The organism is Streptomyces sp. NPDC026659 (assembly GCF_040638245.1).
Lineage (GTDB): Bacteria > Actinomycetota > Actinomycetes > Streptomycetales > Streptomycetaceae > Streptomyces.
This window is the reverse complement of the sequence record NZ_JBEZXY010000001.1, coordinates 185,393-208,973: the sequence shown is the minus strand read 5'-3', so window position 1 is coordinate 208,973 and position 23,581 is coordinate 185,393. Positions and strand designations below refer to the sequence as shown.

The following is a 23,581-nucleotide window of genomic DNA, read 5'->3' as shown; positions in this document are numbered from 1 at the left end:
GCCCGAAGGGAGTGGAAGCGATGTTCGGCCTGAGCGAACTGGCCCTGGTCCTCCTCGTGTTCGCCGTGATCCTCGGCGTCAGGAAGCTGCCGGAGCTGACCCGCGCGGCGGGGAAGGCGGCCCGGATCTTCAAGAGCGAGGCCCGGGCCCTCAAGGCGCAGGACGCCGCGCCGGGACCGGCCTCCGGCGACGTCGTGGAGGGGAAGATCGTCGGGCGCGGCGACGGGCCACGGCCCTGACCGCGGGCCGCCCCGCGCCTCTGTCATGCTCGGGGCCCGGCGGTGCGGCCCGGCTTCCGTCGTGCCCGGCGGCAGGACGGCGGCCCGGCACGGGCGGAAGGGAGCGGACGTGAGCGACGAGCGGCGTCCCCGGCGGCGGGGACAGGGCGAACTGGAGGGGCTGGTGCTGTCGGCCCTGCGCGAGGCGCGCGCCCCCGCGTCGGCGGGCTGGGTCCAGGAACGCCTGGGCGACGACCTCGCCTATACGACCGTGATCACCATCCTGACCCGGCTGCTGGCCAAGGGCGCGGTCACCCGTGAGCGCGCGGGCCGCTCCTTCGTCTGGACGCCGGTCTCGGACCAGGCCGGTCTCGCCGCGCACCGGATGCGCAAGGTGCTGGACGGCGAGAGCGACCGCGAGGCCGTGCTGTCCCGCTTCGTCACCTCGCTCGAGCCCGACGACGAACGCGTGCTGCGCCAACTGCTGGGCCGCCTGGGCCCGGAGGGAGAAGACTGAGGTCCCATGGGAGTGTTCGTCCTCCTGCCGCTGGTGCTGCCGCTCACGGCGTGGCCGGTGGCGCGACTGGCCGAGCAGCGGCTCCATCCACGCACCGCCACTTGGCTGTTGACCGTGACGGCCGCTGTGCTGGGCCTGTGCAGCACCGTGTGCCTCGCCCTGCTCATGGTGGTCGGCACCGCCCAGCTCCCGGGCAACCCCCTGCCGGACGGCTGGTCCGACGACGAGGTGCGCGAGGCGGTGCCGTACGACGAGATCGCGGGCCAGGCCGCCATCCCCGCCCTGCTCGCCGTGGTCTCCGGCTGCGGGCGCCTGCTGTGGCGCCATCACCGGGTACGGCGACGGGCCGAGCGGAGCCTTGCGGGGCTGCCCCGGCGTACGGTCGCCGTACTGCCCGACACCACGCCCTACGCGTACGCCCTGCCGGATCGCGGACGGGATCACGGGCGCGGCCGTGCGCGGGGCCGGGTGGTGGTGTCGACCGGGATGCTGTCCCGGCTGACCTCCGGCGAGCGGCGGGCGCTGTTCGCCCATGAACGGGCCCATCTGACGGAACGTCACCACAGGTTCCTGCTGCTCGTCCAACTCGCCGCCCGCGCCAATCCGTTCCTGCGCCCGCTGCGCACGGCGGTCTCCTACACCGTGGAGCGGTGGGCGGACGAGGAGGCGGCCGGAGTGGTGCGCAGCCGCCGGACGGTGGCACGGGCCATCGGCAGGGCCGCGCTGATCGCGGGCGCCGCACCGGGCGTTGGACCAGGTGTCGGGCCGGGCGCGGCGCTGGCCGGGTTCGCGACACCGGGGCCCGTTCCGCGCCGGGTGGCGGCGCTGCTGCACCCGGCGCCCACCGCGCACGCCTGGCCGTCGCTGTTCACCGCCGTCGGCGTGGCGGTGTGGACGGCTGCCGCCGGGACGGCGATCTCCGCGCTGTCCTCGGCCAATTCGGCGGTGACGCTGTTCCTCGTACTGAAGGCGGCCACCCCCCTGTAGGGATGGCCGCCCGTGGCGCGCGTCGCGCTGTCAGAGGTCGAACTCGTGCGGCGGCAGGTCGAGGGTGTAGCACGCCTCGCGCACGACGGCCTGCTCGTCCTTGTCGAAGTTGCCGTCCGCGCCGCCGATCACGATTCCGATCTGGACGACGGCACGCGCCTCGGCGGGCTTCTTCTTCGCCTTGGCGACCTCCTGGAGCACGCTGACCTTGCCGAAGTCGAAGTCGGCGGTCAGCCTGTCAAGGTTGGCCTCGAACCGGCGCTGGAGGTCCATCGCGTCGAAGTTCTGCAACACCTCGTTACCGGCGATGAGTTGCGCCACCCGGCGCCGCTCGGACGGGTCCACCGTGCCGTCGGCGGCGGCCACCAGTGCGCACATCGCCATCGAGGCGTCGCGGAAGGCGCCGCTCTTCAGATCGTTCTTCTTCGCCACCAGCTGCGTCTGCATGGTGGCGGCGGATTCCTTGATGCGGTCCCACAGGGCCATGAGCACTCCAGTCTCGGAAAGTTGAGGAGCCGTGCCGTGCCCGGCTCCCAAGTGTCCCCCGTCGTGCGGCGTTTCTCAGTCCTCTTCGTCGCCCTCGAAGAAGTCGCCCACCTCGTCCACGACTTCGGCCGCGACCATGCCGCCCACGACACCGACGGCGAGCCCCGCCGCGCCCACCGCGACGGCGGTGCCCATCCCGGGTCCCGAACGGTGGTGGCCGCCGTCGTGCCCGTAAGCGCCCTCGTGGCCGTACGAAGGCCCATGCCCGTACGCGGCCTCGTGGCCGTACGGTCCGGGGGCGGCGTACGAGGCGCGCCGCTCGGCGAGTTGGCGGAACCAGCCGTCCACCACGGTGTTCCAGTCCGGCCGGTCCGCCTCGTCGTGTGAGACGGTGAACCGGGCGAGTGCGTCGTGCCCGGCGGAGAGGAAGCCGCCGCGCTTGTCGGCCTCCAGGACGACCTCCATGCCGCCCAGGCCGGAGAGGAAGGTCAGCTCGAACTCCCGTACCTGGTCGGCGTACTGCGGCGCGGGGATCAGCTCGATCTCCTGGTAGAAGGGCAGTTGCTGGCCCGAGCCGCCGATGCGCCCCAACTCCAGGTCGGCCGACCGGAATCCGAAGCCCAGCTGGCCCAGCGCCTCCAGGACCGCTTCCTGGACGGGCAGCGGACGTACCGCGAGCGGGTCGAGGTCGCCCTTGTCCTTGGCCCCGGCGACGGCCAGTTCGGTGCGCACGCCGAGCACGATGCCGAGCGGCTGGCCGTACAGCTCGGTGACCGGTGTCTCCCACGGCAGCGTCACGCTGAACGGCACGCTCCGGCTCTCGCTCTCGCGCAGCCGGAAGCCGCCGCCCACCGTGAACCGGTCGAAGACGACCGCGCCCTCGCTCTCCCCGGGCTCGTGCTCGGCCTCGACGCGGGCCACGAGTTCGAGGGTGATGTGGTCGATGTCGAAGTCGGCCTTCCCGCCCCGGAGATGGACCTGCCCCGACAGCGTGCCGCCGGGCAGCGCGGGGCCGGGGTCCAGCACCGTGTCCACGGTGGGCCCTCCCACGCCGAGCGAACCGAGCAGCTTCTTGAACACCATCCGGCGTTCACTCCTTTACGTGCGAGTCACCCGCGAAACGGCGGTGACCACCGTTTTTTCTACAAGCTTGTAGAAGCATAGCGCCGGATACGGGCCGGGAGGGGAGGAACGCGGTCTCAGGGCAGCATGTCCTCGATGAGGTCGGCGGCGCGCCGGGTGCCGCCCTCGGCCCGTGCCTCGGCCCGCAACCGCGCGGAACGACGGGCGACTTCCGGATCGGTGACCAGTTCGGTCAGGGTCGCTCGCAGCCGCTCGCCGGTGGCCTCGGCGGTGTCGATGCGACGTGCCACGCCCAGCTCCACGAGCCGGTCGGCGTTCATGAACTGCTCGGCGCCCTGCGGCACCGCGATCATCGGAACGCCCGCCATCAGTCCCTCGCCGCAGCCGCCCATGCCGGCGTGCGTGACGAAGGCGTCCGCCTGCTCCAGGATCGCCCGCTGCGGCACCCAGGAGTGCACCTCGACGTTGGACGGGATGGTGCCCAGCTCGGCCGGGTCGGTGTACTTCCCGATCTGGAGGACGACGTGCCAGCCGGGCAACTCGCCGTAGGCGGCTAGGCATTGGCGGTAGAACTCGGGCTGCCGGGTGAAGGCCGAACCCAGCGAGACCAGCAGCACGTTCTCGGCGCCCGCGGGGCGGGTCCAGTGACCCGCGTCCGTGCTCAGGTCGAAGCAGGGGCCGGTGAACGTGACGGCGTCGGTGTCGACCCGCTCGGCGTGCGGCTGCATCGCCCGGGAGATCAGCGCGAGGGCCCGCTCCGGACGACCGGAGAAGGTGTCCACGTCGGTCGTGGACGCCCCGCAGTCGGCGAGCCACCGCGCGAACCGTGCCTGGTAGGCGTCGGCTCCCGGCAACTGCCGGATTTGTGGGGCGACTTCCTCCTCGTAGCCGTCCCAGGCCACATAGGTGGGGGAGAGCTGGACGAGGGGCCTACCCTGCGACTCGGCGAGGGCGCGCGCGGCGTAGGCGCCGATGTCGTACAGATAGAGGTCGGCCGGGTCCGGGTCGTAGACGGCGCGGAGCCGGGGGAGTGCCTGGATCGCGTCGTCCAGGAAGAGACTCATCGCGCCGATGGGGTCCTCGGGCCACTTGTTGTCGGCGACCGGCAACACCGAGGGGCACGGCACGAGTTCGGCGCCGGCGGCGGTGACCAGGTCGGCAACTGCAGGGTCGTTGGCGTAGGTCACCCGGTGGCCGCGGGCGACCAGCTCTCGGATGATCTCCAGGCTCGGCAGGATGTGGCTGACGGCGGGGATGCCGACCATCGCGATGTGGGCACGGCGGCGGGGTGCGGAAGGCGCGGGGAACATGGAAGTCCACTCATTTCTACGAGGGGTGAGGACACGGCGGACCGGTGCGCGGGCCTCGGTGGGGGCGCACACGGGGACATGCCGGAGGAAGGCCGGGGCGCCGCCCCGAACCGCTCAGCCGTAGATCTGAGGACGCATGTCCGCGACCCTAGGGCCTGTCTTTCGGATCAGCCCGAGTCGCGGGGGCTGGCACGCACATCTGCGGCGTTGTCGTCACTCGCCGACGCTCCGCGTCGACTCCCTCCTCCGCCTTGCAGCTGCACGCACCAGCCCCCGCTCGGGTCGGCCGAAAAGCTCGCTCGGCTGGAGCTGCCTGATCCGAAAGACAGGCCCTAGCCGCCCGCGCGGTGCCGGGCACCTCGATTTCCGAGGGGTTCCGACGGGCCCCCACGGGCTCCTGAAGGCGTTCCACACGCGCCGTACCGGAACCCCCGTGCAACACCCTGTTCGCCGGAATCCCCGTGAGCTACCGTCGGTAACACCTGTCGGCAGCGCTCGCCGTACTTCCCCAGGCCGTGCCGACCGCGTCCCACCATGCCCTCCCGCACCGTCAGCACCCCCCTGACGAAAGGCAGCCATGGACCACCCCACCGCTTCCACCGATCCCGGCACTCCCACCGGGGTCACCCGCCGCCGCGCCCTCACCGTCACCGGTGGAGTGCTCGCGGGCGCCGCGCTGGCCGCGCACGCGTTTCCCGCCTTCGCCGCCGAGTCGCAGGACGCCGACGCGATCGTCGTCGGGCACGGGCTCGCCGGACTCGTCGCGACGGCCGAACTCGCCGCCGCCGGACGCAAGGTGCTGCTCCTCGACCAGGAACCCGAGGCCAGTATCGGCGGCCAGGCGTTCTGGTCGTTCGGCGGACTGTTCTTCGTGAACTCCGACGAACAGCGACTGATGGGCGTCAAGGACACCCATGAACTGGCCTGGCAGGACTGGCTCGGCACCGCGGGCTTCGACCGGGACGTGGACGACCCCAGGGGCCAGGACCACTGGGCCTACAAGTGGGCCCAGGCGTATGTGGACTTCGCGTCCGGTGAGAAGCGGTCGTGGCTGTCCGGGCTCGGCGTGCAGTGGTTCCCGATCGTCGGCTGGGCCGAACGCGGCGGCGGACTCGCGGACGGGCACGGCAACTCGGTGCCCCGCTTCCATGTCACCTGGGGAACCGGCCCGGCCGTGGTCGAGCCGTTCGAGAAGAAGGTGCGGGCGGCGGTCGCGGCCGGGAAGGTCACCTTCAAGTTCCGGCACAGAGTCGACGGCATCGTCACCACCGGCGGCGCGGTGACCGGGGTGCGCGGCGCGCTGCTCGAGCCCAGCGGCGCGGCCCGGGGCACGCCCAGCTCCCGTACCGTCGTCGGCGACTTCGAACTGCGCGCCCCGGTCGTGATCGTCACCTCCGGCGGCATCGGCGCCAACCACGACCTCGTGCGCCAGAACTGGCCCACACGGCTCGGCACCCCACCGAAATCCATGATCACTGGTGTGCCCGCACATGTGGACGGCCGGATGCTCGCCATCACCGAACGCGCGGGCGGCCGTATCGTCAACCCCGACCGCATGTGGCACTACACCGAGGGGCTGCGCAACTACGCCCCCATATGGCCCGACCATGGCATCCGCATCCTGCCGGGGCCGTCCTCCATGTGGTTCGACGCCACAGGCCGCCGCTTCGGCGCACCCGACATCCCCGGCTACGACACCCTGCACACCCTCGGGTCGATCACCGCGAGCGGGTACGACTACTCGTGGTTCGTCACCACACAGAAGATCATCGCCAAGGAGTTCGCGCTCTCCGGCTCCGAGCAGAATCCGGACCTCACCAACAAGAACGTCTGGCAGCTGCTCTCCCGGATCTGGCAGACCCCGGAGCCGATCGAGAAGTTCAAGAAGAACGGCGCGGACTTCGTGGTCGCCACCAGCCTGCCCGAGCTGGTCGCGGGCATGAACAAGCTCACGGGCGACAACCTGATCGACCTCGCGGACCTGAAACGGCAGATCGAGGCCCGCGACCGCGAGATCGACAACCCGTACACCAAGGACACCCAGGTCATGGGCATCCGCAACGCCCTCACCTACATCGGCGACTCGCTCAGCCGGACCGCCTCCGCGCACAAGATCCTCGACCCCTCCGCCGGGCCGCTGATCGCCGTGCGGCTCAACATCCTCACGCGCAAGACCCTCGGCGGCCTCCAGACCGACCTGTCCGGGCGGGTGCTGAACGCCTCGGGCGAGCCGGTCCCCGGGCTGTACGCGGCGGGCGAGGTGGCGGGCTTCGGCGGCGGCGGGGTCCACGGCTACCGCTCCCTGGAGGGCACCTTCCTCGGCGGCTGCCTCTTCTCCGGACGCCAGGCGGGCCGCGCGGCGGCCGCGGCGACGGCGACCTGAGGGGGCCCGGAGAGGCGGACCGGCCGAGGCCGGAGGGGATGAGAGCCGAGGCCGGAGGGGGTGAAAGGGGTCGGGCGAGGCCCCGGGGCGGACCCGGTGCCGGGCGAGCGGTCGACGAGGGGCGTAAACATCTGCCGGTGTCAATGCCCCGTAAGCGTGGTTTTTGCGTGATCATGCTGACGGGGCGGGACAAGAAGCGGCGATTTGGCGACGACTCGGGGCATCACCGACCATTGTGCTCGGTCCCGTGCTCCGAGGACGTCAGTCCCCCGGTCCGCTCCGTGAGCCCGGTCACCACCCGTCCCCGCTCCGGTCACGGCCGGTTCCCCGAGAGGTAACACCCCGCCATGCACGTCACCGGGACCGTCCCGCCGCCGGCTCCGGCGGCAGACCCTGCCGGAGCCGCTGCCGGTTCCCCGGCCGGGGAACCGGGCGGCGGCGCGAGCAAGCACGCCCGCCGCTTCGGGCTCCCCGTCGCCACCGCCCTGGTCATGGGCAACATCATCGGCGGAGGCATCTTCCTGCTCCCCGCCTCCGTCGCCCCCTACGGCACGGTCAGCCTGGTCGCCCTCGGCGTCCTGACCGTCGGCGCGATCGCGCTCGCCCTGGTCTTCGGCCGGCTCGCCGAGCGCGACCCGCGCACCGGCGGCCCGTACGTCTACGCCCGTGAGGCGTTCGGCGACTTCGCGGGCTTCCTCGCGGCCTGGGCGTACTGGATCACCACCTGGGTGTCCAACGCCGCGCTCGCCGTCGCCGCCGTGGGCTACCTCGACGTACTGATCCCGGTCAGCCACCACCGCTGGACCGCGTGCCTGGCCGCACTGGTCATCCAGTGGCTCCCGGCCCTCGCCAACTTCGCGGGCACCCGCTGGGTGGGCGCCGTGCAGCTGGTCTCCACGGTGCTGAAGTTCCTGCCGCTGCTGCTCGTCGCGGTCGGCGGCCTGTTCTTCTTCGACCCGTCCAAGCTCGGCTCGTTCAACGCGGGCGGCGGCAGCGCGATCGGCGCCGTCTCCGCCTCCGCCGCACTGCTGCTCTACTCCTACCTGGGCGTGGAGTCCGCCGCCGTCAGCGCGGGCGAGGTCCGCGACGCCCGCCGCAACGTGGGCCGCGCCACCGTCATCGGCACCGTCGGCGCCGCGGTGGTCTACCTCCTCGGCACGGTGTCCGTCTTCGGCACCGTCTCCCACAGCAACCTGGTGAAGTCGACCGCGCCGTTCTCCGACGCCGTGAACGCGATGTTCGGCGGCACCTGGGGCGGCTGGGCCGTCGCCCTGGCCGCGCTGGTCTCGATGACCGGCTGCCTCAACGGCTGGACCCTGCTCAGCGCGCAGACCCCCTACGCCGCCGCCCGCGACGGGCTCTTCCCGGCCGCCTTCACCCGGCGCCGCCGGGGCGTGCCGACCGTCGGCGTCGGCGTGACGGTCGTCCTCTCCTCGCTGCTCACCGTCTACAACTTCATGGCGGGCTCGGCGCACGTCTTCGAGGTCCTGGTCCTGGTCACCACCTTCACGGCGACCGTGCCGTACCTGCTGGCCACGGCCGCGCAGCTCTACCACCTGGCCTCCGGCCGCCGCGAGGCCGTCGACAAGCGCCGCCTGATCCGCGACGCCGTGATCGCCTCGGTCGCCGCCGGATTCTCGATCTGGCTGGTCGCGGGCGCGGGCTACGCGGCGGTCTACCAGGGCGTGCTGTTCCTCTTCGTCGGCATCCTCGTCTACGCCGTGATGGCGGGACGGCGGCGCCGGGCCGAGGGCTGACGGCAACCGGTCGACGCCTTCACGCGGGCAGAGCCCGGCGGTCTCCGAATGGGGCCGCCGGGCTTCGCCGTACCGGCGAACTGCACAAGCGGAGCGCCTCCCACCACTAGTGCCGGTGATCTTCCGCTGCGTAGCGTGGCACCCCGGACAACGGGGCCCCACGGGGCGGAAGGCGGGCAGACAGGTGCAGCCGACGGTCATACTGGTCCACGGGGCCTTCGCCAACTCCTTCTCCTTCGCACCGCTCCAGGCCGAGCTGGGCCTGCTCGGACACCGTTCGGTCGCCGTCGACCTGCCGGGACACGGCTTCGGAGCGACGTACCCGCGCGCGTACCAGGCCCCGCAGGATCCGGAAGGGCTCGCCACCACGCCCGGCGCGATCAAGGGCGTGACCCACGCGGACAACGTCGCCCATCTGATCTCGGTTCTGGAGCGGGCCAGGGCGAACGGCCCCGTCGTGCTCGTCGCGCACAGCCGGGGCGGTGTCGTCGCCACCGCCGTGGCCAACGCCCGGCCCGACCTGATCGACCGGCTCGTCTACGTCGCCGCCTGGTGTCCGGTCGACCTCGAGGTCGCCGCCTACTACGCCGAGCCCGAGATGGCCACGGTCGACCCCGACACGCTCGCCCTCGTCCTGGCCGGGAACCCGGCCGAACTCGGCCTGATCCGCGGCAACTTCCGCACCGCCGACGAGGACGCCCTCGCCGGACTCAAGGCCGCCTTCCTCGCGGACGGCACGGACGACGAACTGCTGGCGTTCCTCGCCACGCTCCAGCCCGACGAGAGCCTCGACGCGGGCGGCCCGGACGACCGGGCGCGCGCCGGGAGCTGGGGCCGTATCCCGAGGACGTACGTCCGCCTCACCGACGACGCGAGTCTGCCGCTCGCCCTCCAGGACCGGCTGATCCGCGAGGGCGACGCGCTCACCCCGGACAGTCCCTTCGACGTCCGCACCCTCGACGGCAGTCATCTGCGCTGGCTGGTGCGTCCGGAACCGGCGGCCCGCCTGCTCGCGGAGATCGCCGGGCCGACGGTGTCGAACCCGTAAATGTCCTTACAAAGTATTGACAGTGGCCCGCGCAGGGACTTGTATCGCGGCCGACGCAACAGCAGTTCCCCTCCGTAGCACAGTGAGGTGCAGGAAAGATGGACCGCTCTTCTCGCTCGCGTTCGCGCGGACTGGCCCAGGTCGTCGCGGTGGCCGCCGCGGCCGCCCTCACCCTCGCCGGCTGCTCCAGCAGCTCCGGCGGGAAGAAGGCCGAAGGGGGAGGGACGGGCACCTCGGCGGGCAAGGCCGACACCCCCCGGATGAAGGTCGCGCTCATCACCCACCAGGGGCCGGGCGACACCTTCTGGGACATCGTCCGCAAGGGCGCCGAGGCCGCCGCGGCCAAGGACAACATCGAACTGAGCTACTCCGCCGACCCCAGCGCGGGCACCCAGGCCAACTTCGTGCAGAACGCGATCGACCGCAAGGTGGACGGCATCGCGGTCACCCTGGCCAAGCCCGACGCCATGAAGGACGTCATAGCCAAGGCCGGCGCGGCCAAGATCCCCGTGGTCGGCCTCAACTCCGGGCTCGCCGACTGGAAGAAGCTCGGGCTCCTCCAGTTCTTCGGCCAGGACGAGTCGGTCGCGGGCGAGGCCCTCGGCAAGAAGCTGAACGAGGTCGACGCCAAGAACGCCGTCTGCGTGATCCACGAGCAGGGCAACGTCGGCCTCACGCAGCGCTGCGACGGCGTGAAGAAGACCTTCACCGGCAAGCTCCAGACGCTGTACGTCACCGGCACCGACATGCCGTCCGTGAAGTCGACCATCACCGCCAAGCTCAAGCAGGACAAGACCCTCGACTACATCGTCACCCTCGGCGCCCCCTTCGCGCTGACCGCCGTGCAGTCCGCCGCCGACGCGGGCAGCAAGGCCAAGGTCGCCACCTTCGACCTCAACAAGGACCTCACCGGCGCCATCCAGAAGGGCACGATTCAGTTCGCGGTCGACCAGCAGCCGTACCTCCAGGGCTACCTGGCCGTCGACTCGCTGTGGCTGTACAAGAACAACGGCAACTACAGCGGCGGCGGCGAGCAGCCCGTGCTGACCGGGCCCGCCTTCGTGGACAAGTCCAACGTGGACCGGGTCGCGGCGTTCGCGGCGAAGGGCACGCGGTGATGAGCACCGCGTCGCAGACGGGTCCGGCGGCCGCGCCGCCGGCTCCCGGCCCCGCCCGGGCGGACGGCCGTACCGCCCGGCGCCCCCTGGCGCTCAGGCTGCTGGCCCGGCCCGAGACGGGTGTCTTCCTCGGCGCCGCCGCCGTCTTCGTGTTCTTCCTGATCGCCGCCCCCTCGCTGCGCCAGGGCGACTCGATGGCCACGGTCCTCTACCAGTGCTCGACCATCGGCATCATGGCCCTCCCGGTCGCGCTCCTCATGATCGGCGGGGAGTTCGACCTGTCCTCGGGCGTCGCGGTGATCACCTCCGCGCTCACCACGAGCATGATCAGCTACCAGCTGACCGTGAACGTGTGGACCGGGGTGTTCGTCTCCCTCGTCCTCTCCCTCGCCATCGGTGCCTTCAACGGCTGGATGGTGGTCAGGACCAAGCTGCCCAGCTTCCTCGTCACCCTCGGCACCTTCCTGATCCTCCAGGGCGTCAACCTGGCGGTGACGAAGCTGGTCACCGGGAACGTCGCGACCGACGACGTCAGCGACATGGACGGCTTCGAGCAGGCCAAGGCGGTCTTCGCGTCCTCCGTCGACCTCGGCGGGGTCGAGGTGAAGATCACCGTCTTCTACTGGCTGGCCTTCGCCGCGCTGGCCACCTGGGTCCTGCTGCGCACCAGGTACGGCAACTGGATCTTCGCCGTCGGCGGCAGCCAGGAGAGCGCCCGCGCGGTGGGCGTACGGGTCGACTTCACCAAGATCACGCTGTTCATGCTGGTGGGCTTCGGCGCCTGGTTCACCGGAATGCACAACCTGTTCTCCTTCAACACCGTGCAGTCCGGCGAGGGCGTCGGCCAGGAGCTGATCTACATCGCGGCGGCGGTCATCGGCGGCTGTCTGCTCACCGGCGGCTCCGGCTCCGCGATCGGGCCCGTCTTCGGCGCGTTCATGTTCGGCATGGTCAACCAGGGCATCGTCTTCGCGGGCTGGAACCCCGACTGGTTCAAGGCGTTCCTCGGCGTGATGCTGCTCGGCGCCGTCCTGATCAATCTGTGGGTACAGCGCACGGCGACGCGGAGGTGAACACGATGACCGACCAAGACACCGCCCCACTGGTGGAGTTGCGCGCCGCGGGCAAGTCGTACGGCAATGTACGCGCCCTGCACGGGGTGGACCTGACGGTCGAGGCGGGCCGGGTCGCCTGTGTCCTCGGCGACAACGGCGCGGGCAAGTCCACCCTCATCAAAATCATTTCGGGGCTGCACCGGTACACCGAGGGCCAATTCCTCGTGGACGGCGAGCCGGTGAGCTTCGACAGCCCGCGCGATGCCCTCGCCAAGGGCATCGCCGCCGTCTACCAGGACCTCGCCACCGTCCCCCTCATGCCGGTCTGGCGGAACTTCTTCCTCGGTTCCGAACTCACCAAGGGGCCCTGGCCGTTGCGCCGCCTGGACATCGCCCGCATGAAGGAGACCGCCGACCGCGAACTGCGCGCCATGGGCATCGCCCTGGACGACCTGGAACAGCCCATCGGCACCCTCTCCGGCGGCCAGCGCCAGTGCGTGGCCATCGCCCGCGCGGTCTACTTCGGCGCGCGGGTCCTCATCCTGGACGAGCCGACCGCCGCACTCGGCGTCAAGCAGTCCGGTGTGGTGCTGAAGTACATCGCCGCCGCCCGCGAACGGGGGCTCGGCGTCATCTTCATCACCCACAATCCGCACCACGCCTATATGGTCGGCGACCACTTCAGCGTGCTGCGCCTCGGCACGCTCGAACTGAGCGCGGCGCGCGGGGACATCACACTGGAGGAGCTGACGAACCACATGGCGGGCGGTGCGGAACTCGCCGCACTGCGGCATGAGTTGGCGCAGGTGCGGGGGGTGGATGTGGAGGGGCTGCCTGCGGGGGACGGGGCGGCGTCGGCGTCCGGGTCCTCGGGGGCGGACGCCTGATTGTGTGACGCTCGGGTGGTGGCTCTGCGTGGAAACGGGGGGCGTGCCCGAGCGTCGTCACGTTTCGCGGCAGGCGGCTGCTGCTGAGCGCGGCCGGGAACTGCCGGGCCTGGGCGGGCGTTATGACCATTGACAGCGTTGTGACCGATGACAGGGGACGCCCGTGAGGGCGGCAGACGGGAGGACGGCATGACGCACCGGACCACGCAGCTCCGGCACCCGCGCCACGACACCGCCGGGACGGACACGGAACGCCACGACCGCTTCCGCGCGCTGCCCGAGCGGATACGCCCCGAGGACATGGTGGAGACCAGGCCCGCGACCGCACCGGACCCGGCCCGCGACCGCTACCACGCGGACGAGTGGCTGGTGCGCTACTGCGGCTGAGCCGCCTCGACCCGCACGGCACCGTGCGCGATCAGGCTCTCCGCGCAGTCCAGCACGGCCTGTGCGGCCGGCCGGGGCTGCCAGCCGAGCAACCGGTGCGCCTTCTCGGTGGAGTGCCGGTTGCGGCGCCCGAGCGCGGGCGTGATCTCGCGCAGCGTGGGGTCACCGAACCGTGCCGCGAGCCGTACGGCGAAGTCGGGCAGCCTGCGCGTCGGCACCCGCCCCGCCCAGGGGCTGCCCAGCCCGTCCTTCAGTACGCGCGCCATGTCCGCCATCCACAGGAACTCCCCGGTGGCGAGGAAGCGCTGGCCCGCGGCGGCCGGTGAGGTCATGGCCCGCAGATGGACGTCCACCAGGTCGCGCACGTCCACGATCTCCAGCCCGATCCGGGGGACGCCGGGCATCCTGCCGGAGAGCATCCGGGCGATGATGCCGACGGAACCCTGCGCGTCGGCGGTGAGCACGGGGCCGAAGACGGCGCCGGGCAGGACGGTGGTCAGCTCGGTCGGGCCGTCGTGGCCGGCCATGAAGTCCCAGGCCGCCCGCTCGGCCAGCGTCTTGGCGCGCCGGTAGGGGATGAGGGAGGGGTCGTCCGGGTCGGTCCACAGGGTCTCGTCGGTGACGCCGTCGGTGGCGTACGAGGAGGGGCTCGCGGCGTTCGCGGCGGAGGTCATCACCACGCGGGCGACCCCGGCCCGGGTCGCGGCGCGCAGCACCCGCAGCGTGCCGTCACGGGCCGGGGTGACGAGGTCCCCCGACTCCGTGGCGCCCAGCGGCGAGGCCACGTGCAGGACGCGGTCGACGCCGAGCATCGCCTCGTCCCAGCCCGCGTCGGCGGTGAGATCGGCGACGGCGAAGCTCAGCCGGTCGGTGTCGCCGGGGCCGACTTCCGGTGCGACCGTGTCGATGACGGCCTGTTCGCGGCCGGGGGTACGGATCGTGGCGCGTACGGAGTGGCCACGGCGGAGCAGTTCGGCGACGCACCAGCCGGCGATGTAGCCGGTGCCGCCGGTGACCAGGACGAGTTCGGGCATGACTGTCCTCACGGAAGGAAGGGGGGTGTGCCAGAATGACAGAAAACGGAGGGCCCTCCGGCTCTGTTTCCCAACGTACCGGAGGGCCCTCCGCTTAGCAATCCGAGACCGGACGGAAACCGCATCCGTGAACGCGCAGCCCGCCAAGCCCACCCGGAAAGACGCCCGCGACAACCGCGCGCGGATCCTCGCCGTCGCCCGTGAGGAGATCGCCGCGTCGAGCACCGCCTCCCTCACGGCCATCGCCAGGAGGGCGGGCGTCGGCATCGGCACCCTCTACCGGCACTTCCCGACCCGGGAGGCGCTGATCATGGAGCTGTACCGCAACGACCTCCAGCACCTCATCGACCTCGCGCCCCAACTCCGCGACACCCACCCCCCGTTGACCGCCCTGCGCCTGTGGTTCGCGGAGGTCGCGCGCTACGGCCGCCTCAAGTTCGGCGTGGCCGAGGTCATCCACGCGGCGACGGGCGCGGGCCGCGAGGACGAGTTCTACGAGCCCTTCCTGGGGGCGATCGGCGTACTCCTGGACGCGGGCGCGGCGGACGGTTCTCTCAAGGACGGGGTCGATCCGGAGGACGTGCTGCTCCAGCTCAGCGTCCTGTGGCGGATCGACCCGGCGCGGGACGGGGAGGCGCGGGCGGATCGGATTCTGGGGCTGATCGTGGACGGGCTGCGGGCGTGAGGGCGGGCTTGGGAGCGGGAGGAGTCCGGCTGAGGTGAGGACGGCGCCGGAGGGGCCGGACCGGCGCCGTAATGGTCGAGGCCGTACGGAACTCGGTCGGGTCGTACGGAACTTCGTCAGGCCGTACGGATCTCCGTCAGCGTCACCGGCCGGTGCTCGCGCAGCGAGAGCGTGCACGCCTCGGCGATCCAGCCCGCCTCCAGTGCGTCCTCGACCGTGCAGGGGGAGGGGCGGGTGCCCGCCACGACCTCGGTGAAGGCGGTGAGTTCGGCGCGGTAGGCGTCGGCGAAGCGGTCCATGAAGAAGTCGTGCGGAGTGCCCTCGGGGAAGGTGACGCCCGGCTCGGCCGAACGGATCGGCAGCTTGTCGTCCAGGCCGACCGCGAGGGAGTCCACGAAGCCGTGCAGCTCCATGCGCACGTCGTAACCCCGGGCGTTGTGGCGGGAGTTGGACACCGTCACGAGCGTGCCGTCGTCCAGGGTGAGAACCGCGCCCGTGGTGTCGGCGTCGCCCGCCGCGCGGATGTAGTCGGCGCCCCGGTTGCCGCCGACCGCGTAGACCTCGGCGACCTCGCGGCCGGTCACCCAGCGCAGGATGTCGAAGTCGTGCACGGAACAGTCCCGGAAGATGCCGCCGGAACCGGCGATGTACGCGGCGGGCGGCGGCGCCGGGTCCAGACCCACGCACCGGACCGTGTGCAACGCGCCCAGCTCTCCCGCACGTACGGCGGCCCGCGCGGCGGCGTACCCCGCGTCGAACCGGCGCTGGTAGCCGATCTGCACCGGCACCCCGCCGTCCCGCACGTCCCGCAGCACCCCGACGCCCTCCGCCATGGTGCGGGCGACCGGCTTCTCGCAGAAGACCGGCACACCCGCCGCCAGTCCGGCCCGGATCAGCTCGGGGTGTGCGTCCGTGGCCGCCGCGATCACCAGCCCGTCCACCCCGGCGGCGAGCAGCGCCTCCGGCGAGTCCGCCACCTGCGCCCCGAACCGCTCGGCGGCCGCCTTGGCCGCGTCCGCGACCGGGTCTGCTACGACCAGCGACTCGACGGCGTCCAGTGCGGAAAGGGTCTCGGCGTGAAAGGCGCCGATGCGGCCGAGGCCGAGAATTCCGATGCGCATGTGCGGGACTGCTCCTTTTCCGTGTGCGGTCGTTCCATGTGCGGGCGTACGGGGGTTGCCGTGCAATTGATGTGCGCTGCGTCTATGTGGCCGGCAGGCCGACCCACCCTCGCCGCTCGGCCGACTCCGCCATGGCGTCCAGTGCGGCGGCGGCGCGTACCGCGTCCGCGAGCGTCGCGCCGTACGGCTCGCCCTCCGCGACCGAGCGCAGGAACCGGTACGCCTCGATGACCTTCAGATCGTCGTACCCCATGGCGTTGGCCGCTCCCGGCTGGAATGCGGCGAACTCACCGTCGCCCGGACCGACGTACACCGTGCTGACCGGCTGGTCCTGATAGGCCGTGCCCCGGCTGACGCGCAGCTCGTTCATCCGGCGGAAGTCCCAGAACACCGCGCCCCGGGTGCCGTGCACCTCGAAGCCGTAGTTGTTCTGCTCGCCGACCGAGACCCGGCACGCCTCCAGGACGCCGCGCGCGCCGGAGGCGAAACGCAGCAGACAGTTCACGTAGTCCTCGTTCTCCACCGGGCCCGGCTCACCGCCGGAGGCCAGCGCGTGACCGGCGGTGGCCCCGGCCGGGCGGGCGCGCTCGGGCACGAAGACAGCCGTGTCGGCGGCGAGGGAGGCGATGTCGCCGACCAGGAAACGGGCCAGGTCGGCGCCGTGCGAGGCGAGGTCCCCGAGCACCCCGCTGCCGCCCCGGGCCCGCTCGTACCGCCAGGTCAGCGCGCCGTCCGGGTGTGCCGCGTAGTCGCTGAACAGGCGGACGCGCACATGGGTGACCGCGCCCAGTTCCCCGGAGGCGATCAGGTCGCGGGCGGCCTCCACGGCGGGGGCGCAGCGGTAGTTGAAGCCGACCGCGCTCTGGACGCCGGCCTTGGTCACCGCGTCGGCCACCGCGCGGGCGTCCTCGCCGCTCAGTCCGACCGGCTTCTCGACCCAGACGTGCTTGCCCGCCTCGGCCATGGCCACGCCGATCTCGCGGTGCAGGAAGTTCGGCGCGGTGATGCTGACGGCGCGTACGCGCGGGTCGGCGGCGACCTCCCGCCAGTCGCGGGTGGCGGTCGCGAACCCGTACCGCTCGGCGGCCTCCTCGGCCCGCCCCGGCACGTCCTCGGCCACCGTCACGAGTTCGGGGCGCACGGGGAGTTGCGGAAAATGGTGCCGAACCCTGCTGTACGCCTGGGTGTGCACCCGCCCCATCCAGCCGAACCCGATGACGGCGACCCCCAGCGCATCCACCATGACAGCCCCTCGTCGGACCGGCTCACTTCTGTCGCGGCCACCTTTGTACGGACATGGCTGACGCGTCAACCGTTCGGTGCGCGCCTTTTTCGATCTTGTTGCCGCAGTGGCTGCCGTGGTCGGCCGCTATCAGTGTTGTGGCGCGTGGTGCCGCCCGACTGCCCGCCAGGGTGGCGGCCACCGCACACGCGGGTGATCGTGAGAGACATGGCTGACAGCACCGTGGAGGCGGCATCCGGCGTACCGCACCGGCGGCACGACACGCGTGAGGCCGTCCTGTTCGGCGGGGTCTACGGCGCGGTCCTCGCCAGCTCCCTCGTCGCCGCCCTCACCCAGCACGGCCACAGCTCCGCCGCCAGCCGCCGCTACGACGCCCTCTGGGTCCTCGTCACCGCCTTCGCCTCCGCCCTCGCCCACGGCTACGCCCACTACATCGCCGAACGCGGCCCCCGCCGCCGCTGGACCTCCTTCCGCGCCCTCGCCAACGAGTGGCCCCTGATCGCCGCGGTCCTCCCGACGGTGTTCGTCCTGGCGGGCGCGGGCTGGGGCTGGTGGCCACCCACGGAGGTCGAGGAGCCGGCGTTCCTCCTCAACATCGCCATCCTGTTCACCCTGGGGGTGATCACGGCCCGCGGATCACGCCGCCACTGGTCCGCCGCCCTCCTCCTCGGCCTGGGCGACGCCCTGCTCGGCGTGATCGTGGTGGTGGCGAACGCGCTCATCAAGTAAGGGCCGCCCATCCCCCCGGCGGGTGCCCCACATGTCCCGCGACCACACATGCACCACCCACACATCCCCGCCCCACATAGCCCCCGCCATCAGCATCCCCGCCGGTACGGTAGGGTTTGACCTGCGAGATCACGCGGAACCACTCCGCCTGTGACCGCACCGGGACGTGGCGCAGCTTGGTAGCGCACTTGACTGGGGGTCAAGGGGTCGCAGGTTCAAATCCTGTCGTCCCGACTCGTGAGAGTCGCAGATCAGGGCCGGTTACGGAGAAATCCGTAACCGGCCCTCGGTCGTTCTTGGGGACCAGCTGGGGACCAACGTCGTTGACCGTGGCCGGGGGCTGGTCTGCGCAACAGGCGCTATTTCTCGATCTGAAGCACCGCCATCATGCCCGCGTCCTCATGATTGAGGATGTGGCAGTGCAGGACCGTCTTGCCCGGGTAGTCGCGGAACCGGATACGGACGACCATCCTTCCGCGTGGCGGGACGTCGACGGTGTCCTGGAGGCCGTAGTTGGTCCGGGGCTTGCCATCGACGCTCATCACCTGGAAGTCGTTGGTGTGGACGTGGAACGAGTGGACCTCGTCGCTGTCGTTCTTGATGGTCCACTCCTCGACGGTGCCGAGTCGGGAGCGGAAGTCGACGCGGTTGTGGTCGAACTGCTTGCCGTTGATGTAGAAGAGCGTGCCTGCCTTGTTCTCCGTGAAGACGATCGACTTGCGCGCCGCGACCGTTTCCTTCCCCAGGTCGTCCACCGGGGCGAACGACGTGGGCAGCGCCGCGGGCCGCATCGGTTCGCCCTCGGACCGGACCGTGGCCAGCGTCGCCCGGGGGAACTGGTTGCCGGCCTTGCCGGAGTTGTAGGGCAGGGTCTCCAGCTCCGCCGTGCGGGCCGCGGGCCCCTGCACGAGCACGTCGTAGCGGGCACCGGCCGGGATGACCAGGGAGTCGGCCGAGTAGACCTTGTTCACCGGATAGCCGTCCTGCGCGACGACGTGGAACTTCGTGCCCGGGAGCGCCACCTTGTAGAAGATGTTCGCCCCGATGTTGGCGAGACGCCAGAGCTGGGTCTCGCCGGGCCTGATCCGGATGCGCGGGTTGAGCTGCCCGTTGACAGTACGGGTGGTGGGCGCGCCCATCTTGAGATCGGTGGTCTTGATCCGGTCGCCCACGAGCTGGAAGTCCTTGAGCGCGATGACACGCTCGGTGATCCCGCGAAGGGACGCGGGCAGGTACCTGTCGAGGCCGTCCACCACGATGAGACCGGCCATGCCGCCGGCCGTCTGGGTGGCGGAGAGCGTGTGCGGGTGCGGGTGGTACCAGTACGTGCCCGGCTCCAGGCCCTTCGGGAAGGCGTACCTGTAGGTGAAGGTCTCACCCGGCTCGATGTTGAGGAAGACGTTGTCCGATCGGCCGGCGGGCGAGACATGCATGCCGTGCACGTGCAGGTTCGTCTGCTTGTCGAGTTTGTTCTCGAAGGCGATCTCCATCCGGTCCCCCGGGCGCAGGCGCAGCGTGGGAGGCATGTACAGGCCGTTGTAGGTCAGGGCCCACACCTCGCGCCCCGCCAGGCGCACCTTCTTGCGCTCGACGACGATCCTCGTCCTCAGCAGACCGTTCGCGCTCACGATCTGCGAGGGGTCGCGAAGGTCGGTCGTGGCCCGCGCGGTGAGCGCGGGCGACGGGGACGTGGTGGAGGACACGGCGGCCGGCGACGTCTCCGGGTGGCTGTGCGCGCTCGTCCCGGGCTGTGCCGTACACCCGGCGACCAGGACGAGCGGGGCGAGCACGGATCCGGCGGCGATCCGAATACCACGGGTGTGCGCGGACAAGCTGAACTCCCATACGCTGCGGAACGGATACGGAGAGAGGACGGCCGTGGGCCGCCATCATGCACCGGCAACCACCGGAATCCGGTCACGACGCGAAGAGGCGACACGGGCGCCGCTACGAGACACGAGCCGACCGCCGCCTCCGACTTCTCCAACCCGCCCGCAGCGACATGGCACCCCCATCTGCTCGGGGGTCAGCTAGGGGACTCACCAGCGGTGCCCAGGAGGCGCCGCAAGCCGTAGGCGAACCTGTCGTCGAAGGACGGCCGCAGAAGGTGGGGCAGGGTGCGAGTGAGAGCCGGGAACGCGCCTGAGGCGAGGGCTTCGGTGAGGCGGTCGGGTTCGGCGCTGGAGATCGCCTGTTCCTCCCGGCACAGACCGAGGGTGAAGTGGATGGCGTTCCAGCACGTCCACACTGCCTCCTGGTCGCGGTAGCCACCGTCCAGGAGTGCGGCGATCAACGTCTCCGCGAGGGTGAGTGTGGCGGGCTCCGGCGCGTACGTCCCGCCGACGACGGCCGCGCCGTCCCGGTGGGCGAGCAGCGCGTGGCGGTAGCGCTCGAGGAGTTCGGCGGCGCGGTGGTCCCATCGTGCGGGCAGGTCGTCCACGCGGACCTCGGCGACGATCGCGTCGGCCATCAGTTCGAGGAGCCGCCCCTTGGACTTCACGTGCCACACCACGGTGTTCATCCGTACACCCTGCCGCTCCGCGATGGCCCGCAGTGAGACGGCCTCCAGACCGCGTTCGTCGAGGACCTCCATGGCGGTCCGCACTACCTCGCTTTGACTCTTGTTCACTGACCAAGTATATCTGACCGGCATCTGGCATTGGTCACTGACCAAGAGGAGGTTGTCATGGATGACGTCGTGGTGGTGGGCGCGGGTCCCGTCGGGCTCTGGCTGGCCGCGGAGCTGCGGCTCGGTGGAGCGTCGGTCACGGTGATCGAACCCCGCCCCGCTCCGGACCCGCATTCGAAGGCATTGACGATCCATCCCCGCACCATCGAGGTACTGGACAGCCGCGGGGTCGCCGAGGCGTTTCTGGCCGAAGGCGTTCCGATTCCCAACGGTCACTTCGGGGGCCTCGATCACCGCATGGACTTCAGCGTCCTCGACACGCCGTTCCCCTTCACCCTGGCGCTGCCGCAGACGCGCACCGAGGAGCTGTTCGAGTCCCGGGCAAGGGAGTTGGGGGCCACCGTCCGGCGAGGCCATCGAGTCACCGCTCTGCGTGACGAGGGTGTGGTCGTCGACGGCAGCGAGATTCTGCGCGCACGGTTCGTGGTGGGCTGTGACGGAGCCGGCAGCACCGTCCGGCAGTCCGCCGGAATCGATTTTCCCGGGACGGACGCGACCACGTGGGGCTGGCTCGGCGACGTGGTGCTGGACAACCCGCCGCGCGGCGGGTTCGCCAACGTCACGACCCCTCGGGGCGGCCTCATGATCGTGCCGATGCCGGGGGGTGTCCACCGCATCGTCGGCGGCGACCCCGGCAGCGTCCGGTCCGGCCGACCGGGAGAGCTGACCCTGCGGGAGCTGCGTGCGAAGGTCCTGGACATCGCGGGATCGGACTTCGGGATGCGCGATCCGCTGTGGCTGTCCCGATTCGGCAACGCGTCCAGGCAGGCATCGGCCTACCGCCGCGGCCGGGTGCTGCTGGCCGGCGACGCGGCACACATGCACTTCCCCGCCGGGGGCGTAGGACTCAACGTGGGCGTACAGGACGCCATGAACCTGGGATGGAAGCTGGCTGCGGTCGTCACCGGCCGAGCGGGCGAAGACCTGCTGGACACCTACGAGGCGGAACGCCGCCCGGTGGGTGCTGAGCTGCTCGTGCACACCCAGGCGCAGACAGCGCTGATGACGGCGTACTCGGCGGACGGCCAGGCCCTGCGCGGCGTGCTCAGTGACCTGATCGCCACGGTGCCGGACCTCTCCCGGCGCCTGGCCGAACGGCTGTCCGGCCTCGACGTGGACTACGGCACCGGTCGGCGTGTGCCCGATCTGCGATTCGCCGACGGAAGCCGCCTGTTCGAACTGCTTCGGTCCGGGCGGCACGTCCTCCTGGACCTCGCTGATGGCGCCGTGCGGCACGATGTGCCGGGCGACACGGTCCGGGTCACGACGGAGCCGGCCGAGGCGGAAGATCACGCCGACTGGAGCACGGTCCGGGCCGCGTTGATCCGCCCCGACGGCCACCGGGCGTGGAGCCGCTTCTAGTGTCCGGCTGCGGCGGCTCGCGAGAACCGCCCGCCTGGGCAGGGGCGTTGACTGTTACTCCCCGTCGAGTCGTCGTTCCGCCCTCCGCCACGCCTCCGGTGCGCCCCGTGGCTCGTAGCGCTTCAGGGGTTGGGTGTCGGCGACCAGGGCGCGCATCCCGGTCAGAGTGGGGCCGATGTCGCCGTGCGTGCGGGACTGGACGAGGACGTTGCCGAGGGCGGCGGCCTCGGCGGGGCCTGCGACGAGGGGGAGTTCGCAGGCGTCGGCGGTCAGTTGGCAGAGGAGGTCATTGCGGGCGCCGCCGCCCACGAGGTGTACGACGTCCACGGGGTGGTCGGCGAGGCGTTGGGCGTCCAGGACCGCTCGGCGGTGGGCGAGGGCCAGGGAGTCGAGGACGCAGCGGACGGTGGCGGCTCGGGTCTGCGGTACGGGCTGGTCGGTGGCGCGACAGGCTGCGGCGATGCGGTGCGGCATGTCGCCGGGGACGAGGAAGGCGGGGTCGCTCGCGTCCACGACCGATCTGAGGGGCTCCGACTCGGCTGCTTCGGCCAGGAGTTGGGGCAGGTCCGGATCGTTCCAGGAGCGCAGGCATTCCTGGAGGAGCCAGAGGCCCATGATGTTGCGGAGATAGCGGACGGTGGAGTCCAGGCCGAGTTCGTTCGTGAAGTTGGCCCGGCGGCTCGCCTCGGTGAGGACGGGGGTGTCGAGTTCGAGGCCCGCGAGCGACCAGGTGCCGGTGCAGATGTACGCGAAACGTTCCCCGGCGCGGGCCGGGACGGCGGCTACGGCGGATGCCGTGTCGTGCGAGGCGACCGTGGTGAGCGATATCGGGCCGGTCAGGCCGGTCTCCGTGAGGACGGTGGGCAGCAGGTGGCCGGCCGGGTCGCCGGGGTGGCGGAGGGGGGCGAAGAGGGTCAGGTCGATGCCGAGTCGTCCGGCCAACTCGGCGGACCAGGAACGCGTGTTGGGGTCGATCAGCTGGGTTGTGGAGGCGTTGGTGAGTTCGGTGCCGCGTGCGCCCGTCAGCCAGTACGTCAGCAGGTCCGGGATCAGCAACACCTGGCGGACGGCATTCAGTTGGGCAGTGTCCCGCGCGGCGACCAGTTGATAGAGGGTGTTGAAGGGGGCGTACTGGATGCCCGTGCGCGCGTACAACTCCGCCGCCGGGACCGTCGCCCACACCCGCTCGGCGACGCCCTCGGTGCGGGTGTCCCGGTAGTGGACCGGGTTGCCGAGCAGCGCTCCGTCGGCGTCGAGGAGGCCGTGGTCGACGGCCCAGGAGTCGATGCCGATCGAGGTCAGTGGGGTCAGGTGTCCGGCGGCCCGTAGGCCGTCGAGGACCCCGGCGTAGAGGGCGAGGATGTCCCAGTGCAGGGCGTCGGGGAGTCGTACCGGCCGGTTCGGGAAGCGGTGGGCCTCGGTCAGGCGGAGGGTGCCGGGGCCGACCCGGCCGACCATGACGCGCCCGCTGGACGCGCCGAG

The 23,581-nt window shown here is 71.3% G+C and carries 22 protein-coding genes and 1 tRNA gene; 14 read left to right on the top strand and 9 right to left on the bottom strand.

Features of this window, described 5'->3' with window-relative positions:
• Positions 1-20 precede the first annotated feature (20 nt).
• From AB0E91_RS00960 to AB0E91_RS00950, 3 genes are all read left to right on the top strand, one after another.
• Positions 21-239 (top strand): twin-arginine translocase TatA/TatE family subunit, encoded by a 219-nt coding sequence (locus AB0E91_RS00960; RefSeq protein WP_361775074.1) that lies wholly within the window; start codon positions 21-23, stop codon positions 237-239.
• A gap of 109 nt (positions 240-348) precedes the next feature.
• Positions 349-735, top strand: a complete 387-nt coding sequence (locus AB0E91_RS00955) for a BlaI/MecI/CopY family transcriptional regulator (RefSeq protein WP_161179420.1) — start codon at positions 349-351, stop codon at positions 733-735.
• Positions 736-741: 6 nt separating this feature from the next.
• Positions 742-1,722, top strand: coding sequence for a M56 family metallopeptidase (locus AB0E91_RS00950; protein ID WP_361773163.1), 981 nt, complete (start codon positions 742-744; stop codon positions 1,720-1,722).
• A gap of 30 nt (positions 1,723-1,752) precedes the next feature.
• On the opposite strand, the gene AB0E91_RS00945 is transcribed toward AB0E91_RS00950, so the two are convergent.
• From AB0E91_RS00945 to AB0E91_RS00935, 3 genes are all read right to left on the bottom strand, one after another.
• The gene (locus AB0E91_RS00945) at positions 1,753-2,208 is read right to left on the bottom strand and encodes a TerB family tellurite resistance protein (protein ID WP_361773160.1); all 456 of its coding nucleotides are present in this window, start codon (positions 2,206-2,208) and stop codon (positions 1,753-1,755) included.
• A gap of 75 nt (positions 2,209-2,283) precedes the next feature.
• Positions 2,284-3,291, bottom strand: a complete 1,008-nt coding sequence (locus AB0E91_RS00940; RefSeq protein WP_361773157.1) for a sporulation protein — start codon at positions 3,289-3,291, stop codon at positions 2,284-2,286.
• Between the two features lie 116 nt (positions 3,292-3,407).
• Positions 3,408-4,601, bottom strand: a complete 1,194-nt coding sequence (locus AB0E91_RS00935; RefSeq protein ID WP_361773154.1) for a macrolide family glycosyltransferase — start codon at positions 4,599-4,601, stop codon at positions 3,408-3,410.
• 577 nt (positions 4,602-5,178) lie between these two features.
• Between AB0E91_RS00935 and AB0E91_RS00930 the strand changes: the two genes are divergently transcribed.
• The 7 genes from AB0E91_RS00930 (at position 5,179) to AB0E91_RS00900 (ending at position 13,236) form a co-directional block, all read left to right on the top strand.
• On the top strand, positions 5,179-6,984 hold the full coding sequence (locus AB0E91_RS00930; RefSeq protein WP_361773151.1) for an FAD-binding dehydrogenase: 1,806 nt from the start codon (positions 5,179-5,181) through the stop codon (positions 6,982-6,984).
• Between the two features lie 347 nt (positions 6,985-7,331).
• Positions 7,332-8,741, top strand: coding sequence for an amino acid permease (locus AB0E91_RS00925; RefSeq protein ID WP_361773148.1), 1,410 nt, complete (start codon positions 7,332-7,334; stop codon positions 8,739-8,741).
• Positions 8,742-8,925: 184 nt separating this feature from the next.
• Positions 8,926-9,789, top strand: a complete 864-nt coding sequence (locus tag AB0E91_RS00920) for an alpha/beta hydrolase (protein WP_361773145.1) — start codon at positions 8,926-8,928, stop codon at positions 9,787-9,789.
• 98 nt (positions 9,790-9,887) lie between these two features.
• Positions 9,888-10,907: a sugar ABC transporter substrate-binding protein gene (locus AB0E91_RS00915; RefSeq protein WP_361773142.1), complete on the top strand. Its 1,020-nt coding sequence runs from the start codon at positions 9,888-9,890 to the stop codon at positions 10,905-10,907.
• On the top strand, positions 10,907-11,980 hold the full coding sequence (locus AB0E91_RS00910) for an ABC transporter permease (RefSeq protein ID WP_361773139.1): 1,074 nt from the start codon (positions 10,907-10,909) through the stop codon (positions 11,978-11,980). Before AB0E91_RS00915 ends, AB0E91_RS00910 begins: the two co-directional genes overlap by 1 nt.
• Before the next feature lie 5 nt (positions 11,981-11,985).
• Positions 11,986-12,849, top strand: a complete 864-nt coding sequence (locus tag AB0E91_RS00905) for an ATP-binding cassette domain-containing protein (RefSeq protein WP_361773136.1) — start codon at positions 11,986-11,988, stop codon at positions 12,847-12,849.
• A 189-nt stretch (positions 12,850-13,038) separates the two neighbouring features.
• Positions 13,039-13,236 (top strand): hypothetical protein, encoded by a 198-nt coding sequence (locus AB0E91_RS00900; RefSeq protein ID WP_361773133.1) that lies wholly within the window; start codon positions 13,039-13,041, stop codon positions 13,234-13,236.
• Here AB0E91_RS00900 and AB0E91_RS00895 read toward each other — a convergent pair.
• A complete protein-coding gene (locus AB0E91_RS00895; RefSeq protein ID WP_361773130.1) occupies positions 13,224-14,270 on the bottom strand; it encodes an NAD-dependent epimerase/dehydratase family protein in 1,047 nt (348 codons plus the stop codon). The two genes, AB0E91_RS00900 and AB0E91_RS00895, sit on opposite strands and share 13 nt — an antisense overlap.
• A gap of 127 nt (positions 14,271-14,397) precedes the next feature.
• On the opposite strand from AB0E91_RS00895, the gene AB0E91_RS00890 reads away from it, so the two are divergent.
• Positions 14,398-14,955 (top strand): TetR/AcrR family transcriptional regulator, encoded by a 558-nt coding sequence (locus AB0E91_RS00890; RefSeq protein WP_361773127.1) that lies wholly within the window; start codon positions 14,398-14,400, stop codon positions 14,953-14,955.
• 116 nt (positions 14,956-15,071) lie between these two features.
• On the opposite strand, the gene AB0E91_RS00885 is transcribed toward AB0E91_RS00890, so the two are convergent.
• Together AB0E91_RS00885 and AB0E91_RS00880 are read right to left on the bottom strand one after the other, a co-directional pair.
• A complete protein-coding gene (locus AB0E91_RS00885) occupies positions 15,072-16,076 on the bottom strand; it encodes a Gfo/Idh/MocA family oxidoreductase (protein ID WP_361773124.1) in 1,005 nt (334 codons plus the stop codon).
• An 82-nt stretch (positions 16,077-16,158) separates the two neighbouring features.
• Positions 16,159-17,319, bottom strand: a complete 1,161-nt coding sequence (locus tag AB0E91_RS00880; RefSeq protein WP_361773121.1) for a Gfo/Idh/MocA family oxidoreductase — start codon at positions 17,317-17,319, stop codon at positions 16,159-16,161.
• Between the two features lie 207 nt (positions 17,320-17,526).
• On the opposite strand from AB0E91_RS00880, the gene AB0E91_RS00875 reads away from it, so the two are divergent.
• Both AB0E91_RS00875 and AB0E91_RS00870 read left to right on the top strand, forming a co-directional pair.
• Positions 17,527-18,048, top strand: a complete 522-nt coding sequence (locus AB0E91_RS00875; protein WP_361773118.1) for a hypothetical protein — start codon at positions 17,527-17,529, stop codon at positions 18,046-18,048.
• A 160-nt stretch (positions 18,049-18,208) separates the two neighbouring features.
• Positions 18,209-18,282, top strand: a tRNA-Pro gene (locus tag AB0E91_RS00870).
• A gap of 125 nt (positions 18,283-18,407) precedes the next feature.
• Here the strand turns inward: AB0E91_RS00870 and AB0E91_RS00865 are convergent.
• Positions 18,408-19,880 carry a multicopper oxidase family protein gene (locus AB0E91_RS00865; RefSeq protein WP_361773115.1) on the bottom strand — a complete coding sequence of 491 codons (1,473 nt, stop codon included), beginning with the start codon at positions 19,878-19,880 and terminating at the stop codon, positions 18,408-18,410.
• A 194-nt stretch (positions 19,881-20,074) separates the two neighbouring features.
• On the bottom strand, positions 20,075-20,677 hold the full coding sequence (locus AB0E91_RS00860; protein WP_361773112.1) for a TetR/AcrR family transcriptional regulator C-terminal domain-containing protein: 603 nt from the start codon (positions 20,675-20,677) through the stop codon (positions 20,075-20,077).
• Between the two features lie 57 nt (positions 20,678-20,734).
• On the opposite strand from AB0E91_RS00860, the gene AB0E91_RS00855 reads away from it, so the two are divergent.
• Positions 20,735-22,099 carry an FAD-dependent monooxygenase gene (locus AB0E91_RS00855; RefSeq protein ID WP_361773109.1) on the top strand — a complete coding sequence of 455 codons (1,365 nt, stop codon included), beginning with the start codon at positions 20,735-20,737 and terminating at the stop codon, positions 22,097-22,099.
• A 54-nt stretch (positions 22,100-22,153) separates the two neighbouring features.
• Here AB0E91_RS00855 and AB0E91_RS00850 read toward each other — a convergent pair whose 3' ends face one another.
• Positions 22,154-23,557 (bottom strand): rhamnulokinase family protein, encoded by a 1,404-nt coding sequence (locus AB0E91_RS00850; RefSeq protein ID WP_361775071.1) that lies wholly within the window; start codon positions 23,555-23,557, stop codon positions 22,154-22,156.
• Positions 23,558-23,581 lie beyond the last annotated feature (24 nt).